Here is a 16,985-nt window from a genome sequence, read left to right as displayed (position 1 = left end):
CGAGTACCTGAAGAGGGTCACGGTCGACCTGCAGAAGGCGCGTCAGCGGCTGGCCGAGCTGGAGTCCGGCCGCGAGGAGCCGGTGGCGATCGTGGCGATGGCCTGCCGGTTCCCCGGCGGGGTGTCCTCGCCGGAGGACCTGTGGCGGCTGGTGTCCGGCGGCGAGGACGCCATCACCCCGTTCCCGGACGACCGGGGCTGGGACGTGGACGCGATCTACGACCCCGAACCGGGCCGGCCCGGCAAGTCGTACTCCAGGCACAGCGGGTTCATCGCCGACGCGACGAGGTTCGACGCCGAGTTCTTCGGCATCAGCCCGCGCGAGGCGCTGGCGATGGACCCGCAGCAGCGGGTGCTGCTGGAGGTGGCGTGGGAGGCGCTGGAGCGCGCCCACCTCGACCCGGCGGCGCTGAAGGGCACGAGGACCGGCGTGTTCGCGGGCATCGTGACCCAGAGCTACCTCGGCTTGGGCGGGCCGACCGAGCTGGAGGGCTACCTGACCACGGGCAGCCTGGGCAGCGTCGCGTCCGGCCGGGTCGCCTACTCGCTCGGCCTGGAGGGCCCGGCGGTGTCGGTGGACACGGCGTGCTCCTCGTCGCTGGTCGCGCTGCACCTGGCGATGCAGTCGCTGCGCCAGGGCGAGTCCACGCTCGCCCTGGCGGGCGGCACCACCGTCTACGGCAACCCCTCGGCGTTCGTCGACTTCTCCCGCCAGCGCGGGCTGGCCGCCGACGGCCGCTGCAAGTCCTTCGCCGAGGCGGCCGACGGCACCACCTGGTCCGAGGGCGTCGGCGTGGTCGTGCTGGAACTGCTGTCCGAGGCGCGCAGGAACGGCCACCAGGTGCTCGCGGTGGTGCGCGGCTCGGCGGTCAACCAGGACGGCGCGTCCAACGGCCTCACCGCGCCGAACGGCCCGTCCCAGCAGCGCGTGATCCGGGCGGCGCTGGCCAACGCCCGGCTCACCGCCGCCGACGTCGACCTCATCGAGGCGCACGGCACCGGCACCCGGCTGGGCGACCCGATCGAGGCGCAGGCGCTGCTGGCCACCTACGGGCAGAACCGCACCCGACCGGCGTGGCTGGGCTCGCTCAAGTCCAACATCGGCCACACCGTGGCCGCGGCCGGCATCGCCGGTGTCATCAAGTCGGTCCTCGCGATCCGGCACGGCGTCATGCCGAAGACCCTGCACGTCGACCGGCCCACCCCCGTCGTGGACTGGTCGGCGGGCGACGTCGAGCTGCTGACCGAGGCCCGGCCGTGGCCGGAGACCGGGCAGCCGCGCCGGGCCGCCGTGTCCGCGTTCGGCGTGAGCGGCACCAACGCGCACGTGATCCTGGAGGAGGCGCCGGCGTTCGAGGAGCCGGAGCGGGAGGTCCACCCCGGCCTGCCGCTGCACGCCCTGCCGGTGTCGGCGCGGTCGTCCGCCGCGCTGACCGCGCAGGCGACCGCGCTGCTGGAGTGGTGGACCGGCCGGCCGGAGGTGTCCGCCGCCGCGGTGGCCCGGTCGGCGGCGACCACCCGGTCCGCCCTGTCGCACCGCGCGGTGGTGCTCGGCTCGTCGCGCGAGGAGCTGGAGGAGGGGCTGCGCGCCCTGGTCTCCGGCACCCCGCACCAGCGGGTGGTCACCGGGTCGCCGGTGGCGGGCAAGACGGCCTTCCTGTTCACCGGCCAGGGCGCGCAGCGCCCGGGCATGGGCGTGCGGGCCGCGGCCGCGTTCCCCGTGTTCGCCGAGGCGCTGGCCGAGGTGGAGGAGGCGCTGCGGCCGCACGTGGACGTGCCGATCCGGCAGGTGATGGCCGGTGACGACGCCGAGGTGCTGCGCGACACCGGGTACGCCCAGCCGGCGCTGTTCGCGCTGGAGGTGGCGCTGTTCCGGCTGGTCGAGTCGTGGGGCGTGCGGCCGGACTTCCTGGCCGGGCACTCCATCGGCGAGATCGCCGCCGCGCACGTGGCCGGCGTGCTGTCCCTGGCCGACGCGGCGGCGCTGGTGGGCGCGCGGGCCCGGCTGATGTCCGCCCTGCCCCCGGGCGGCGCGATGGTGGCCGTGCGGGCGACCGAGGACGAGGTGCTGCCCCTGCTGGCCGGCCACGAGCGGGCCGTCGGCCTGGCCGCGGTGAACGGCCCCGACTCCGCGGTGCTCTCCGGTGACGCGCGGGTCGTCGCCGAGATCGCCGGCGTGCTCGCCGCGCGCGGCCGCAAGACCAAGCAGCTCACCGTCAGCCACGCCTTCCACTCGCCGCTGATGGAGCCGATGCTCGCCGAGTTCGGCCGCGTGGCGGAGTCGCTGACCTACCACGAGCCGACCGTCCCGGTCGTCTCCGCGGTGACCGGCGCGCTGGTGGGCGACGAGCTGCGGGACCCCGGGTACTGGGTGCGGCACGTGGCCCGAACCGTGCGGTTCGCCGACGCCGTGCGGGCCCTGGACGAGCTGGGCGTGACGACGTTCCTGGAACTCGGCCCGGAGGGCGTGCTCAGCGCCCTGGCGCAGGACGTGCTGGACGCCGACGTGGCCGTGCCGACGATGCGCGGCGACCGCGACGAGTCGCACACCGTCGTCGGCGCGATCGGCCGCCTGCACACCCGCGGCGTCGCGGTGGACTGGTCGCGGTTCCTCGGCGGCGCGGCGGAGGTGGCCGACCTGCCGACGTACGCGTTCCAGCGGCAGCGGTTCTGGCTGGAGCACAGCGGCACCGAGGCGGACGTGTCGGCGCTGGGCCTCACGCCGGTGGACCACCCGCTGCTCGGCGCGGCGATCCCCGTCGCCGGGTCGGGTGAGCTGGTGGTGACCAGCCACGTGTCCGTGCGCAGCCACCCGTGGCTGGCCGACCACGCGGTGGACGGCGTGGCCGTGCTGCCGACGGCCGTGCTGGTCGAGCTGGCCGGTCGGGCGGGTGACGAGCTGGGCTGCACGCGGCTCGACGAGCTGGTGATGAGCGGCCCGGTGCTGCTGCCGCTGGCCGCCGGGCTGGTGATGCAGCTGACGATCGGCGCGCCCGGTCCCGACGGCGGCCGGGCCCTGGCCGTGCACACCCGCGCGGGCGGGTCCGAGGCCGAGTGGGAACCGGTGGCGCGGGGCACGTTGGGCGTCGAGCGGTTCCCCGCGGTGGTGGAGCCGGTCGGCGACGAGGTGACCGTGTCGCTGCCGGACGAGCTCAAGGCCGACGCGGCGGCCTACAACCTGCACCCGGCGCTGCTCGACGCGGTGGTGCGGGAGGTCGCCGGCGGTCTGGTGGCGCGGGACTGGCGCGGTGTCCGGCTGCACGCGGTCGGCGCGACGACGGTGGTGGTGCGGTGGGTCCGCTCGGGCGACCGGTTGTCGCTGCACCTGGCGGACCTGGCCGGGCACGCCGTGGCGACGGTCGACTCGGTGACGGTGACGCCTCCCGCGCCCCCCGTGCTGGACCGCGCGGCGGAGGCGTTGTTCGACGTGGCGTGGGAGCCGGTGGCGCTGCCGCGGGCGGCGGTGTCGTTCGCCGTGCTGGACCTGGGGCTGGGGTTGCCGGAGCCGGGGTCGCCGGGGCTGGACGCGCCGGTGGTGTCGTCGCTCGACGCGGTGTCCGGTGTGGACGCCGTGGTGGCACCGTTCCTCGGCGGGGCCGACGACCCGCTGGGGCGCGCGTTCGCCGACACGCGGGTGGCGCTGGACCTGGTGCAGCGCTGGCTCGCGGACGACCGGTTCACCGACACCCGGCTGGTCGTGCTGACCTCGGGCGCCACGCCGGCGCACGGGCAGACCTCGGTGCACACCGCGCCGGTGTGGGGTCTGCTGAAGTCGGCGCAGGCGGAGAACCCGGGCCGGATCACGCTGGTGGACGCGACGGGCCCGGTCACGGGCGCCGCCCTGGCCGCCGCGGTCGCGTCGGGCGAGCCGATGGTGGCCCTGGGCCCGGACACCCGCGTGCCGCGCCTGGTCCGGGTGCCCAGGCGTGCCGCGCCGTCCGGCGACGGGCCGGTGCCGTCGGTGAGCGGTGCCGTGCCGTCCGACGAGCCGGCGTCGGTGAACGGCTCCGGGCGGAGCCCGGAATTGTCGGTCCCCGCCGGTAAAATCAAGACAGGGGTCCCCTGGAGGGGACGCCTGCGCAGCAGTGACCAGAGCGGTGGCGCCGGTGACCGGAGCAGTGACCGCACCGGTGGCCGCAGCAGTGACCGGACCGGTGGCGCCGGTGACCGGAGCAGTGGCCGCGGCGGTGATCGCAGCGGTGGCACCGTGCTGATCACCGGTGGCACGGGGGCGCTCGGCGCGTTGTTCGCCCGCCACCTCGTCGCCGAGCACGGCGCCCGGAGCCTGCTCCTCGTCAGCCGGCGCGGGCCCGGGGCGCCGGGTGCGGCCGACCTCACGGCCGAGCTGGAGGCCCTGGGCGCGGTGGTCGAGGTGCGGGCCGCCGACGTCACCGACGCCGACGCGCTCGCCGGGGTCGTGGCGGACCACCGGGTCGAGCTGGTCCTGCACACGGCCGGCGTGCTGGACGACACGGCGATCCCCACCCTGACCCCGGAGCGGCTCGACGCGGTCCTGCTGCCCAAGGTCACCACGGCCTGGCACCTGCACCGCCTGCTGCCCGACGCCCACCACGTCCACTTCTCCTCCATCGCGGCCACGATCGGCGGTCCCGGGCAGGCGAACTACGCGGCGGCGAACACGTTCCTCGACGCCCTCGCCCACCTGCGGGCCGCGCAGGGCAAACCCACCACGTCGATCGCCTGGGGCCTGTGGTCCACGGCCACCGGCATGGGCGCCGGGTTGTCCGAAGTGGACCTGGCGCGCATCGCGCGGTCCGGGTTCCGGCCCATCACGGAGCAGGACGGGCCCGCCCTGCTGGACGCCGCGCTCGACACCGGCCTGCCCGCCGTGGTCGTCACGCCGCTGGACGTGGCCGCCGTCCGCGCCTCCGGCCGGGTCCAGCCGCTGTTCGCGGGGCTGGTCCGCACGCCGGTCCGCCGCCGGGCCAGCAACGAGTCGGCCACCGCGCCCGCCGTGGAGCGCCTCGCCGAGCTGGACCCGCGCGAGCGGTACGCGCTGCTGCTGGAGCGGGTCGGCGCCGAGGTCGTCGCGGTGCTGGGCCTGGACGCGCCGCCCGAGCCCACCAGGCCGTTCCCGGAGCTGGGCTTCGACTCGCTGACGTCGGTGGAGCTGCGCAACCGGCTCATCACCGCGATCGGCGCGTCGCTGCCCGCGACCCTGGTGTTCGACCACCCCACCCCGCACGCGGTAGCGGAGTTCCTGCGCGACACGCTCGTGCCGACCGCCGAGGCGCCGACCCGGGCCGAGGTGGACTTCGAGGCGGAGGTGCGGCTGGCCGACGACGTCCGGCCCGCGCCGACCGTGGCGACGTTCGCCGACGACCCGCGCGAGGTGCTGCTCACCGGCGCGACCGGCTTCCTCGGCGCGTTCCTGCTCCGCGACGTCCTGCGCACCACCCGGGCCCGGGTGCACGCCCTGGTGCGCGCCGACGACCCCGAGGAGGGCCTGCGGCGCATCGTGGACAACCTCCGCTGGTACCGGCTCGACGGCGAGGTCGACCTGGGCCGCGTGGTCGTGCACCCCGGAGACCTGGCGGAGCCCCGGCTCGGCCTGGCCGCCGAGGTGTACGAGGAGCTGTCGCGCACCGCGGACGTGGTGTTCCACGCCGGCGCCACGGTGAACTGGCTCCAGCCCTACACCGCGCTGAAGCCCGCGAACGTCACCGGCACCGAGGAGGTGCTGAGGCTGGCCGCCGCGCACCGGACCGTGCCGGTGCACTTCGTGTCCTCGACCGGGGTGTTCGACCAGCCGGTCACGGCGGGCGTGCCGCTGCGGGTGGACGACATCCCCGGCCCGCCGGAGGTGCTGTCCAACGGCTACCGCCAGACCAAGTGGGTGGCCGAGCGGATCATCGACCTGGCCCGCGACCGCGGCCTGCCGGTGTCGGTCTACCGGGTGGACGTGGTGTCGGGCGACCAGGTCAACGGCGCGTGCCAGACCAAGGACTTCGTGTGGCTCGGGCTCAAGGGCATCCTCCAGAGCCGCGCCGTCCCCGAGGGCCTGGCCGGTCTGTTCCACCTGGTGCCGGTCGACTACGCCAGCGCCGCCATCACGCACCTGGCCACGCGCCCGGAGGCGGCCGGCCGGACGTTCCACCTGTCCAACCCCGACACCGTGACCTACCGGGAGATGATCGGCCACCTGCGCGACCTGGGGCACGCGCTGGAGGAGCTGCCGTGGCCGCGGTGGAGCGCCCGCGTGCGCGCCGACCGGGACAACGCCCTGCAACCGCTGCTGGACTCGTTCGAGGCGATCGCGGCGATGGGCGAGGGCGCCTACCCCGACTTCGACGTCTCCGGCACCACCGCGGCGCTGGAGGGCAGCGGCATCACGTGCCCGCCGGTGACCGCCGAGCTGTTCGCCAAGTACGTCGGGTTCTTCACCGACGCGGAGTACTTCCCGCGCGCGGACGCCGACAGCCTGCGTTAGGAGCAACGATGGGCAACATCAAAGTCCTGCTGACCGGAGGGCCCGCGACCCTGCGCGAGGCCGACCGCATCCACTTCGTCGCCGACCTGGGGGACAAGGTCAAGATCCCCGCGGGCAACGGCTACGAGCACTTCAGCGCGAACGGCGAGTCGCGCACCGTCGACGACCTCGAACTGCCGGTGTTCGCCTGGTGCGGCCGGACCAAGATCGCCGAGTAGGAGGCCACGATGAGCGAACCGCTCCAGGTCCACGACATCCCGACCGACGACCTGACCAGGCAGACCGAGTTGTTCCTGCGCGCGTTCAACTCCGGTGACCACGCCACGATCGAGCGCATGTACAGCCCGGACGCGGTGTCGGTCTGGAAGCCCGGCGAGGAGCCGGTGGCCGGTGACGCGCGGCGGGCCAACGTCGCCGAGTTCCTCGCGATGGGCGTGCCGATGCGGGCGCGGACCAAGGGCATCTACGTCAACGGCGACACCGCCCTGCTCATCGTCGACTGGGCGATCAAGGGCACCTCGCGCACGGGCGAGGAGGTGGACCTCGCGGGCGTCGGCACCGACGTGATGCGCCGGGGCCGGGACGGCCGGTGGCGCTACATCATCGACAACGCCTACGGCGGTTCGGACGCCTGACGCGCCCGCGAAGCACCGGCGCCGCGGATGGCCTCAGCCGTCCGCGGCGCCGGCCCCACAAGCGCGGCACGACGAGTGGGCGGCGCGGGAACCGGCACCCCGGAAAAGGCGCTCGGATTGTTCCCGGGAGTCGCCGCGGTCGATTGTCAAGCCGGTCCGGTCGAGATTCCGCTCTCATCCCCGCGACAACCGACCGCGCCCCTTCCGGAAGGTGATAGGGAAAACTTATTGGGCCGATCGCGTGGTCCGTCCGGGCCCGGAGGCGAACGTCCGTCGTGATCCGGGCGCCCCGGCGGTCCGGGGGGCGGGTGATCCCACGATTGACCACGCCCCGTCACATTCGACTCGGCGGTCGACACTTTCGGCCGCGAAGTTCGCGACGCTCGGTAGTCGTGGTCGCGGCCCGTGCGGATCCCCGTATGTCCGGATCGGGAGGTTTGCCTGGTCAGGGAATGTTCCGGTGAGTGTTCACCCACCTCTTCCGACCACCGCGTTTACCTGTTCACGCCGGTCGTCGCGCGGGGTGGGAGCCCGTTCGTCCGCGGGCGTGGAAGCAATCTCGCGGCCCTTGGTTCTTCGGAGCGTCCTCGCTTCTCCGAGTACCCGTGGGTATCATCCGGCTGAGCAGGATAGTTGGCCGAAAATATCCTCACGGCACGACGGAGATGCCGCAAGAACCACGGTGGTCGTGAATCGGAGGTGACGTGTCAGGGGCAGCACGACGCCCTCGGCGGTCGTCGCTCACGATTGATCACATCTTTCCGACCCGGTCGTCCGGGCGAATGGCTTTCGTCGCGGTGCGGGGCGACGGCGGGCGTTCGCCGGTCGGGCGGTCGGCGCGGGGTGCGCCGGTGGTGAGCGGACCGCGTGCGGCCGCGCACGGCCGGCCGGTGGTCGGCACGTGGTCGCCCGGTGACCACGATCCGCAGTGCCGGCTGTGACACTCCGCTGAACACCTGTGGCATGACGGGCAGGGTCGCGTCCTGCCCTGGTGACGGACGAATACGGAACTGGGGGACAGTATGCGTTTTCGGATGTTGGGGCCGTTAGAAGTCTTGGACGGGGACCGAGCGGTCGGGCTCGGTGGCACGCGGCAGCGCGCCACGCTGGGTTTCCTGCTGCTCCACCTCAACCGGGTCGTGGCCACGAGCCAGCTGCTCGACGCGCTGTGGGCCGACGAGGCGCCCGTCTCGGCGCGCAAGATACTGCAGAACGCGATCTGGGGCCTGCGCGGCGCGCTGTCGTCGTCGGGGCGCACGTCGGAGTCGGCGGCCCTGATCACCCAGATGCCCGGTTACATGCTCAGCGCCGACCCGTCGCAGGTCGACCTGCACGGGTTCCACCGCCTGGCCGAGCAGGGCCAGTCGCTGCTCGCCTCCCGCAACTTCGAGGAGGCCAGCCGGGTGCTCAACGAGGCGCTGGGCCTGTGGCGCGGCCCGGCCCTGGCCGACCTGGTGGAGACCGGGCTGGCGTGGCCGGAGCTGACCGTGCTGCAGAACCTCCGGCTCGACGTGCTGGAGGACTACTTCGAGGCGGAGCTGTCCTGTGGTCGGCACCACCTCGTGCTCGGCGAGCTGGAGCGGACCGTCGAGGCCAGGCCGCTGCGGGAGCGGTCGTGCGGCCAGCTGATGCTCGCGCTGTACCGGTGCGGCCGGCAGGCCGACGCGCTCAACCTGTTCACCCGGGTGCGCTCGGCGCTGGTGGAGGAGCTGGGGCTGGAGCCGCGGCGCGAGCTGCAGATGCTCCAGCACGCCATCCTCACGCACGACGAGACGCTGACGTTCACCCCGACCGGCCTGCGCCAGGTGATCCCGTTGCAGGTCAACCGGGGTGCGCTGCAACCGGTGCCGGTCGCGGTGCCCGAGGCGGTCGCCGTCGGCGCGCCGTCGGCGTCCTCGCGCGAGGCGGGCTCGGCGGTGCTGCTGGACTCGCCGCCGCCGCCGGCCGGCCCGGCGCCCGCGTTCGTCGCGCTGACGAGGCCGGACCCGGACGTCGAACCGGTGGAGCGGTCCGTGCCGCTGCAGCCGTTCGCCTCCTCGGCCGTGCCGGCGCAGCGCAAGCAGGTCAGCGTGCTCATGGTGCACACGTCGGTCGAGCTGGGTGCCGAGGGCAGCCGGTTCGACGTGCTCGACGGCGTGGCCGACACCGTCCGGGAGGGCGTGGAGTACTTCGGCGGCACCGTCGCGGCGTCCATCGGGTCGGTGGCGATGGCGTTGTTCGACGTGCCGCGGCAGATCGACAACAGCGTCGAGCGCGCCGTGCGGGCGGCGCTGGCGATCCGGGACTGCCTCAACGCGCAACTGGAGTCGGTGGCGGGCGCGCAGGTCGTGGTGCGCGCCGCGGTGACGACCGGCGAGGCGCTCGTGCGCTACCAGGCCACCGAGACCGGCGCGCCGCTGAGCGTGAACGGCGCTCCGGTGGAGGAGTGCCAGTCGGTGCTGTTCCACGTGCCCGACGGGGAGACGTGGATCTCCGACTCGGCGCGCGGCGAGACGCTGCTGACCGTGCTGTGCCACCAGGTCGCGGAGCACCCGCAGCTGTGGCAGGTCGACGGCGTGCGGCCGGAGTCGATCCCGCACGACAGCGTGCCGGTGGTGGACCGCGAGCCGGAGCTGGAACTGCTGCGCGCCCTCATGGACCGCACGATGCACCGCGCGTCGCCGCACCTGGTGACGGTGCTCGGCGCCGCCGGGGTGGGCAAGACGCGGTTCCTGATGGAGTTCCAGCGGCGCGTCGTCGGCCACCCGACGGCCGGGCAGTTCGTGCTGGCGCACGCCTACTGGCCCGACCAGGACGGGGTGCGGGCGTTGCAGGCCGAGAGCGTGGCGTCGTGCTGCGGCATCAACCCCCGCGACGACTCGGCGACGATCCGCGACAAGCTCGGCGCCACGGCCAAGCGGCACCTCCCGCCGAACCGGGCGCAGGCCGTGTGGGACATGCTCATGTGGCTGGTGGCCCCGGAGTGCCCGACGACCGCGGCGACGATGACCGACGAGATCACCGCCGCCTGGCGGGAACTCATGGGCGCGGTGGCGCGGGACCGGGGCATGGTGCTGGTCATCGACGACGTGCAGTGCGCCGACGACCGGCTGCTCGCGTTCATCGAGGGCCTGACCCGGGCGTTCCGCGGCTCGCGGCTGCTCGTGCTGGCGGCGGCCAGGTCCGACCTGGTCGAGCGGCGCCCGGACTGGGGCGGCGGCCTGCGGCACGCCACCACGCTCGCGCTCGACCCGCTGTCGGACGAGGCGATCGACCGGCTGCTGGAGCTGCTGCTCACCCACGGCGAGACGGGCGCGGACGGGTCGCCCGCCACGGCGCCGGCCGTGCTGACCCCGGTCAGCGGCCACGAGCGGGACGCTCGGCGCGAGCACATCCGCATGCTGCTGTGCCTGGACCGCCGCATGCTGACCGACTCGGCCGCCCAGATCAGGTCGAGCTGACACCGGTCCCCGGCCGGTAACCGGGGACTCACGGGGAGGCGGCGCGGTGGGGTTACCGCGCCGTTCCCGGTCGATTATTGTCGGCTGGTTAGCATTGCCGGGACCGGATTCTTTCCGCTCCGCCCCGATGCCGGAAAAACAGCGAGGACGGCAATGACCACTTCATTCCCCGAATTAGCCGAACCGACGATGCTCGGCTGGTTGACCGATTACGGCCTCGACGCCGAATACGTGCGGTCGAGTGGTAACACGCTGTTCGCGAAGCAGGCGGACGGCACGGAGAGGCCGGTCCTCGACCTCGCGGGCGGCTACGGGTCGGTGCTGCTGGGGCACAACAACCCGGAGCTGGTGGCGCTGGCCCGGGAGTTGTTCGAGCAGCAGACGCCCATCCACGCGCAGTTCTCCCGCCACCCCTACGCCAACGAACTGGTGAATAGGCTGAACGCCGTCCTGCACCGCGAGTTCGGCGTGTCGGAACCGTACTACGGGGTGTTCGCCAATTCCGGCGCGGAGGCGATCGAGGCGGCCGTCAAGCACGCCGAACTCGACCGCGTGCTCAAGGTGGGCGCCGCGGTGGACGCGGTGGAGGAGTCGGTGGCCGCGGCACGCGCGGCGGTCGCCGGCGGCGCCACCGTCGCCGAGGACGCCTACCGCGCGCTGGGCGTGCCGCCCGGCGACTTCGAGGCGCTGGCGGCCGAGGTGAGCCGGGTGACCGCGGAGAGGGCGGCGCGCCGGCCGGTGTTCCTGGCGCTGGAGAGCGGCTTCCACGGCAAGCTCGTCGGCAGCATCCAGCTCACCCACAACCCGGTCTACCGCACGCCGTTCACCGCGTTGGCGCGGCCGTCGCGGTTCGTGGCGTTCAACCAGCCGGGCGCGGTGCGCAAGATCCTCGACGAGGAGCGCGTGCAGCTGCCGGAGCTGGTGGTCGACGGCGGCGTGGTCCGGCTGGGCGAGCGCGAGCTGCCGGTGGTGACCGCGTTCCTGCTGGAGCCGATCCAGGGCGAGGGCGGCATCCAGGAGGTGAGCGCGGAGTTCGCGCGGGAGATCGCCACCGCCTGCGAGGAGGCGGGCGTGCCGATCGTGATCGACGAGATCCAGAGCGGCATGGGCCGGTCCGGGGCGTTCTTCGCCAGCTCGCAGATCGGCCTGCGCGGCGACTACTACGCGCTGTCCAAGAGCCTCGGCGGCGGTGTCGCCAAGGCCGCGGTGATGCTGGTGCGCGAGGAGTTCTACCGCGGCGAGTTCGAGCTGGTGCACAGCTCGACCTTCGCCAAGGACAGCTTCTCCTGCACGATCGCGCTCAAGGCCCTGGAGCTGATGGAGGCCGACGGCGGCAGCGCCTACCGGAAGGCCGCGGAGCTGGGCGCGCGGCTCAAGGCCGTGCTGGAGTCGATCCGCGCCGACCACCCGGACCTGGTCAAGGACGTCCGCGGTCGCGGCCTGATGCTGGGCCTGGAGTTCCACGACCAGTCGGTCAACCCGAACCCGGCGGTGGCGGAGCAGGCCAAGGCCGGGATGCTCGGCTACGCGCTGGCCGGGTACCTGCTGCGCGAGCACGCCATCCGCATCTTCCCGACCGCCAGCGCCACCAACACGCTGCGGTTCGAGCCGTCGATCTTCCTCACCGACGAGGAGGTCGCGCGGGTCGAGACCGGGCTGCGCGACGCCGTCGCGGTCCTGCGCCACCCGTCGAAGGGGCTGGTGTGACGATGGCCGTCGACTTCGACGAGGCGCTGTCCCTGGTCCGCGAGTTCGTCCGGGACGAGCTGGTGGCCGACCCGCCCGACCTGGACGCGCTGGCCGACATGCCGCTGCCGGTGTACGAGCGGTTCGCCAAGACCGGGCTGATGAACTGGTGGCTGCACCCCGACCTGGGCGGCCACGGCCTCGGGCTGGAGCAGAGCGTCGACCTGGTGTCCGAGCTGTCCTACGGCGACGCGGGCGTGGCGTTCACCCTGTTCATCTCCATCATGGCGACGAACATGGTGTGGCTGTACGGCTCGGACGAGCTGAAGCGGCGCTACCTCGAGCCGCTGGCCGCGAACGGCGGGTTCGGCGCGACCCTGGGCAGCGAGGAGGAGGCGGGCAGCGAGCTGGGCCGCACCGCCACCGAGGCCGTCCGCGACGGCGCGGAGCTGGTGCTCACCGGCGAGAAGTGGTTCTCCACCAACACCGAGTTCGCCGACTTCCTGGTGGTGATCGCGAAGTCGGCCGACCACCCGTCCGGTCACGTGGCCGTCGTCGTGCCGAAGGACACCCCGGGCGTGCGGGTCGTGAAGCGGTGGAACGTGCTGGGCCTGCGCGCCTCCGGCACCTACCAGGTGACGCTGGACGGCGCCCGGGTGCCCGCGTCGCACGCCCTGAACGGGCCGGGGCTGCGCATCCTGGAGGTCGGCCTCAACGCCAGCCGCGTGCTCATCGCCACCACCGCCATCGGCATCTCCCGGCGCATCCGCGACCTGTCCATCGACTACGCCAGGACCAAGTCGCTGCGCGGGTCGACGCTGCTCAACAACGCGGTGTTCGCCGCCAAGATCGGGCAGGTGGAGATGGCGATCGGCGTGATGCGCAACCAGTGCGCCGCCGCCGGCCGCGAGTTCGACGCCATCATGGGCAGCGGCCCGTCGGCGGGCGCGGAGTTCCTGCGGCAGGGCACGCTGAAGTCGGCGCTGGCGTCGAAGATGTTCACCGGCCAGGCCGGCTGGCAGGTCGCGACGGTCGGCTCGGAGCTGTTCGGCGCGCTCGGCTACACCGGTGACGCGCCGATCGGCAAGCTGGTGCGGGACATGCGGTACGTGTCGATCGTCGAAGGCGGCGACGACGTGCTGCGCGACCTGATGTTCAACCGGTACGCGCTGCCCGAGGGCAAGCGCTACTGACGGCCGCGGTCACGCGGTCAGGGTCGCGGGCCCGAGGCGGAGCAGCCCGTCGTCCAGCGGCACGCACCGCTTCCCGCCGCGGCCGCGCAGCGCCGGCAACGCGCCCGGCGCGATCACCGCGTTCATCCACCCGCACGGGTTGGCGGGCCGGTGCGCCCGGAAGCGCACCGGCCCGTCGCCCGAGTCGAGGGTGAACACGGCGTCGCGGGGCAGCCCGTCCACGTCGAACCCGCGCAGCACGATGTTGCGCCGCACGACCAGGGGGCTCGGCGCGGCGGGCAGGCCGAGCCCCTCGGCGACGTGCTCCAGCGACTCCACGGCGAACACCGTGACGGCGGCCGTGCGGTGCGCGGGCCGGTTGTAGTAGCGGTCGCCCACCAGCCCGAGCCCGGCGCGCACCTCGACGTGGTCGCGCGAGACCGGTCCCGGGTCGGGCCGCGGTCCGTCCGCGGGCCGACCCTCGTAGGCGTGCACCGGCGACACGTGCAGCGCCACGATCTCGACGGCGGTGCTCACCGCTCGCCGAGCTGCCATTCCGGTCGCACGTAGTGGCAGGTGTAGCCGTTGGGGTAGCGCTCCAGGTAGTCCTGGTGCTCCGGCTCGGCCTCCCAGAAGTCACCGAGCTGGGCCACCTCGGTGACGACCTCGCCCGGCCACTTGCCGGACGCGTCGACGTCGGCGATGGTCGCCTCCGCCACCCGCTTCTGCTCGTCGTCGGTGTAGAAGATCGCCGAGCGGTAGCTGGCCCCGATGTCGTTGCCCTGGCGGTTGCGGGTCGTCGGGTCGTGGATCTGGAAGAAGAACTCCAGGATCTGGCGGTAGCTCAACCGGGCCGGGTCGTACACGATCTCGATGGCCTCGGCGTGGTTGCCGTGGTTGTAGTAGGTCGCGTCGGGCACCTCGCCGCCGGTGTAGCCCACGCGGGTGGAGACGACGCCCGGGTGGCGGCGGAACAGGTCCTGCATGCCCCAGAAGCACCCGCCCGCGAGGACGGCCTTCTCGGTTCCGGTTGCCATGTGGTCGCTCCGCTCTTCGGTCCGATGGGTCTGCACCAGGGTGAACGCTCCCGCGGTCCGCTGTCATCCCGCGAGGGGTGTGACGCACGCCGGGTTCGGTGCGGGGTTCGCGCCCCCGCGCCGGACCCGGCGATCGCGCGCTACCGGGCGGAGCAGGTCGGGGCCAGGCCGGAACCGGTGCCGGTGGCCTGGAAGCCGAACTCGGTCGACTGCCCGGCCGGCACGGAGCCGTTGAAACCGACGTTGGTGAAGCCGACCGCGCCACTGGCGCCGCTGCGGTTGGCGTTCCACGCGTTGGTGACGGTGGCGCCGGGCGGCAGCGTGACGTTCACCGTCCAGCCCGTCAGCGCGGTGGCGCCGGCGGTGACCTTCACCGTGGCCACGAAGCCGCCCGTCCACTGGTTGAGCGACACGGTCGCCGTGCAGCCGCCCGGTTGCTGGGACGTCGTCGTGGTGGTCGTGGTGGCGGTCGTCGTGGTCGTCGTCGTGTCAGTGGTGGTCGTGGTACTCGTGGTCGTGGTGGTGGTGCCGTCGCCCAGGGTGGGCGTGGTCCAGTCGCGCCACTGGGAGAGGTTGCCGGTCGCCTTGCTGTGCATGGTGATGGCACCGGTGTAGCTGCCGGTCTTGAGCAGGAACTTCTGGATGTTCTGGCGCAGCGGGGTGGCCCACTCCGGCCGGGTGGCGCAGTGCGTGCCGTCGGCCACGTTGGAGTGGTAGGTGAGGTTCGCGCCCGCGCCGAGCGCCCGGTAGACCTCCGCGCCGCCCAGCGCCGCCACGCTCGCGGAGCGGGGGCCGAGGTTGGCGATGTGCGGGTTGTCCATGATGAACAGGCCGCGCGGGGCGACCATGGCGACCAGCTCGTGGGTGTCGATGGGCGCGCCGTTGGGGTTGCCGGTGTAGGCGGAGAAGGCGTCGCCGAACCAGGGCTGCTCGCCGTAGGCGCTGGACAGGCTCTGCGCCCCTTCGCCGGCGATGCCCCGGTAGATCGGCACGCCGGCGGTGCCCGACTCGATGGGCATGGTGAGCGCGACGCGCTGGTCGAACACACCGGCCGCGAACGCGCCCTTGCCGAAGCGGGAGCAGCCGGTGACGCCGATGTCGGCGCGCAGGACGTTGCCGCCGGAGGACTCGATGACGTCGATGATCCGGGACACGCCCCAGGCCCACGCCATGAGCAGGCCGGTGCTGCTGGTGTTGCCGTAGATGCTGTAGAACGCGCCCTGCTTGTTGGTGCGCGGGGTGCCCTCCTTGCCCACGGCGTAGGGGTCGAAGCTGATCACGGCCGCGCCGGCGGAGCGGATGGCGTTGGTGTCCGCGCCGAAGCCGCCGTAGACGATGACCGCCGGGAAGGGACCGGTGCCCGACGGCAGCTGCACGCTCGCCGAGAAGCTCGAGCTGCGGCCGTTGTGCGAGACGTTCACCGTGATGCCGCTGCCGGACACGGTCCCGGTGACGGTGGACGGCTTCGCGGGCTTGTCGCCGAAGACGCGCTGCTCGGCCAGCTCGCGGATCTCGGCCCGGCGGCACCGCCAGTCCGACTTCGAGGTGATGCGCTGCCCGTTCAGCCTGGTGAACGGGTCGGGCAGGCGGGAGTTGGACGGGAACGAGCCGGGCACGCCGACCGGGCAGTCCGCTCCGTCGTCCTCGACGCCGGCCGACGCCACGACGTCACCGGCGGCGGTGGGTGCCGCGGAGCGGGCGACCGCCGTCACGGTGCCGGCCAGAGCCAGCGCGGCGACCGCCGACGCGAGCACCGCTGTGCGGACTTTCAAGCGACCTGAACTGATGATCACCAGAGCTCTCCTTTGAGACGGGTGATGGGGTGGCGCACCGCGCGAGGGCCGGTACCGGATCGCCAAAAGTTTCGGGTAGGACATCGAAACAAGTCAATGCGTCGAGGCGTTCCGGTTGAAGTTCCGGTCTCAGTTGGTGCACCGAGCCAGTCTTGGCGCTCGTGGTTCGAGGAGGCGGTCAGCCGCTCCTCGTGATGCTCCACGGATTTCTCATGGCTCCACGCCGTGGGGTCGCGATCTCCACGGGGAAGTGCCGGTCGTCCACGCGGGGAGTGCCGCCCGGGCCTAGGAGCTGTTTGAAGTTCGGATCTGGGTGTGTCCGGTGGTGTGCTGGTTGGGGCTGGTAGAACACGGATGTGGCGCGTTTCGATCTGACCGATGCCGAGTGGGCGTTGATCGAGCCGCATGTGCCGGTGGCGGCCACCGGGCCGTTGCCGCGTCGGGTGCGGGAGCAGTTCAACGGGGTCCTGTGGCGGTTCCGCACCGGATCGGGCTGGCGCGACGTCCCCGAGCGGTACGGGCCCTGGTCGACCGTCTACTCCCGGTTCAACGCCTGGGCCAGGGCGGGGGTGTTCCAGAGGTTGATGGACGCGCTGATCGCCGAGGCCGCCTCCCGCGGGCAGGTCGGCCTGGAACTGGTGAGCGTGGACTCCACGATCGTGCGGGCGCACCACGAATCGGCCGGGCTGGCGGTCGCCGGGGAGACCCTGGATGCGCTGGAGCAGGCGTTGACCGAGGAAAAGGGGGCTCCGTTGCCCACCCAACACAGCG

General features: G+C 73.1%; 9 protein-coding genes and 1 pseudogene. 7 read left to right on the top strand and 3 right to left on the bottom strand.

Annotated elements, in window-relative coordinates; genetic code table 11:
* Positions 1 to 19 precede the first annotated feature (19 nt).
* The 6 genes and pseudogenes from ACIGNX_RS21730 to ACIGNX_RS21705 all read left to right on the top strand — a co-directional run.
* Positions 20 to 6,451 (top strand): annotated as a pseudogene (locus ACIGNX_RS21730) (thioester reductase domain-containing protein); the annotation flags it as partial.
* 8 nt (positions 6,452 to 6,459) lie between these two features.
* A complete protein-coding gene (locus tag ACIGNX_RS21725; RefSeq protein ID WP_396542483.1) occupies positions 6,460 to 6,669 on the top strand; it encodes a DUF5988 family protein in 210 nt (69 codons plus the stop codon).
* 9 nt (positions 6,670 to 6,678) lie between these two features.
* Complete coding sequence (locus ACIGNX_RS21720; RefSeq protein ID WP_396542482.1) at positions 6,679 to 7,086, top strand: YybH family protein; 408 nt, start codon at positions 6,679 to 6,681, stop codon at positions 7,084 to 7,086.
* A 1,055-nt stretch (positions 7,087 to 8,141) separates the two neighbouring features.
* A complete protein-coding gene (locus ACIGNX_RS21715) occupies positions 8,142 to 10,526 on the top strand; it encodes a BTAD domain-containing putative transcriptional regulator (RefSeq protein ID WP_396542481.1) in 2,385 nt (794 codons plus the stop codon).
* 153 nt (positions 10,527 to 10,679) lie between these two features.
* The gene (locus ACIGNX_RS21710) at positions 10,680 to 12,233 is read left to right on the top strand and encodes an aspartate aminotransferase family protein (RefSeq protein ID WP_396542480.1); all 1,554 of its coding nucleotides are present in this window, start codon (positions 10,680 to 10,682) and stop codon (positions 12,231 to 12,233) included.
* A gap of 2 nt (positions 12,234 to 12,235) precedes the next feature.
* A complete protein-coding gene (locus tag ACIGNX_RS21705) occupies positions 12,236 to 13,405 on the top strand; it encodes an acyl-CoA dehydrogenase family protein (protein ID WP_396542650.1) in 1,170 nt (389 codons plus the stop codon).
* Positions 13,406 to 13,414: 9 nt separating this feature from the next.
* Here the strand turns inward: ACIGNX_RS21705 and ACIGNX_RS21700 are convergent, their stop codons facing one another.
* The 3 genes from ACIGNX_RS21700 to ACIGNX_RS21690 form a co-directional block, all read right to left on the bottom strand.
* Complete coding sequence (locus tag ACIGNX_RS21700) at positions 13,415 to 13,921, bottom strand: MOSC domain-containing protein (protein WP_396542479.1); 507 nt, start codon at positions 13,919 to 13,921, stop codon at positions 13,415 to 13,417.
* Positions 13,918 to 14,421, bottom strand: coding sequence for a peptide-methionine (S)-S-oxide reductase MsrA (msrA, locus tag ACIGNX_RS21695; RefSeq protein WP_396542478.1), 504 nt, complete (start codon positions 14,419 to 14,421; stop codon positions 13,918 to 13,920). The genes ACIGNX_RS21700 and msrA overlap by 4 nt, the downstream gene beginning before the upstream one ends.
* 140 nt (positions 14,422 to 14,561) lie before the next feature.
* A complete protein-coding gene (locus ACIGNX_RS21690) occupies positions 14,562 to 16,193 on the bottom strand; it encodes a cellulose binding domain-containing protein (RefSeq protein WP_396542477.1) in 1,632 nt (543 codons plus the stop codon).
* Between the two features lie 377 nt (positions 16,194 to 16,570).
* Between ACIGNX_RS21690 and ACIGNX_RS21685 the strand changes: the two genes are divergently transcribed.
* A partial coding sequence (locus ACIGNX_RS21685) for an IS5 family transposase (protein ID WP_396542476.1) occupies positions 16,571 to 16,985 on the top strand: 415 nt, incomplete at its 3' end.

It is taken from the genome of Actinosynnema sp. NPDC053489 (genome assembly GCF_044544865.1).
Classification (GTDB): domain Bacteria; phylum Actinomycetota; class Actinomycetes; order Mycobacteriales; family Pseudonocardiaceae; genus Actinosynnema.
The sequence above is the reverse complement of the archived record's forward strand: the minus strand, read 5'-3'. Positions and strand labels throughout refer to the sequence as shown.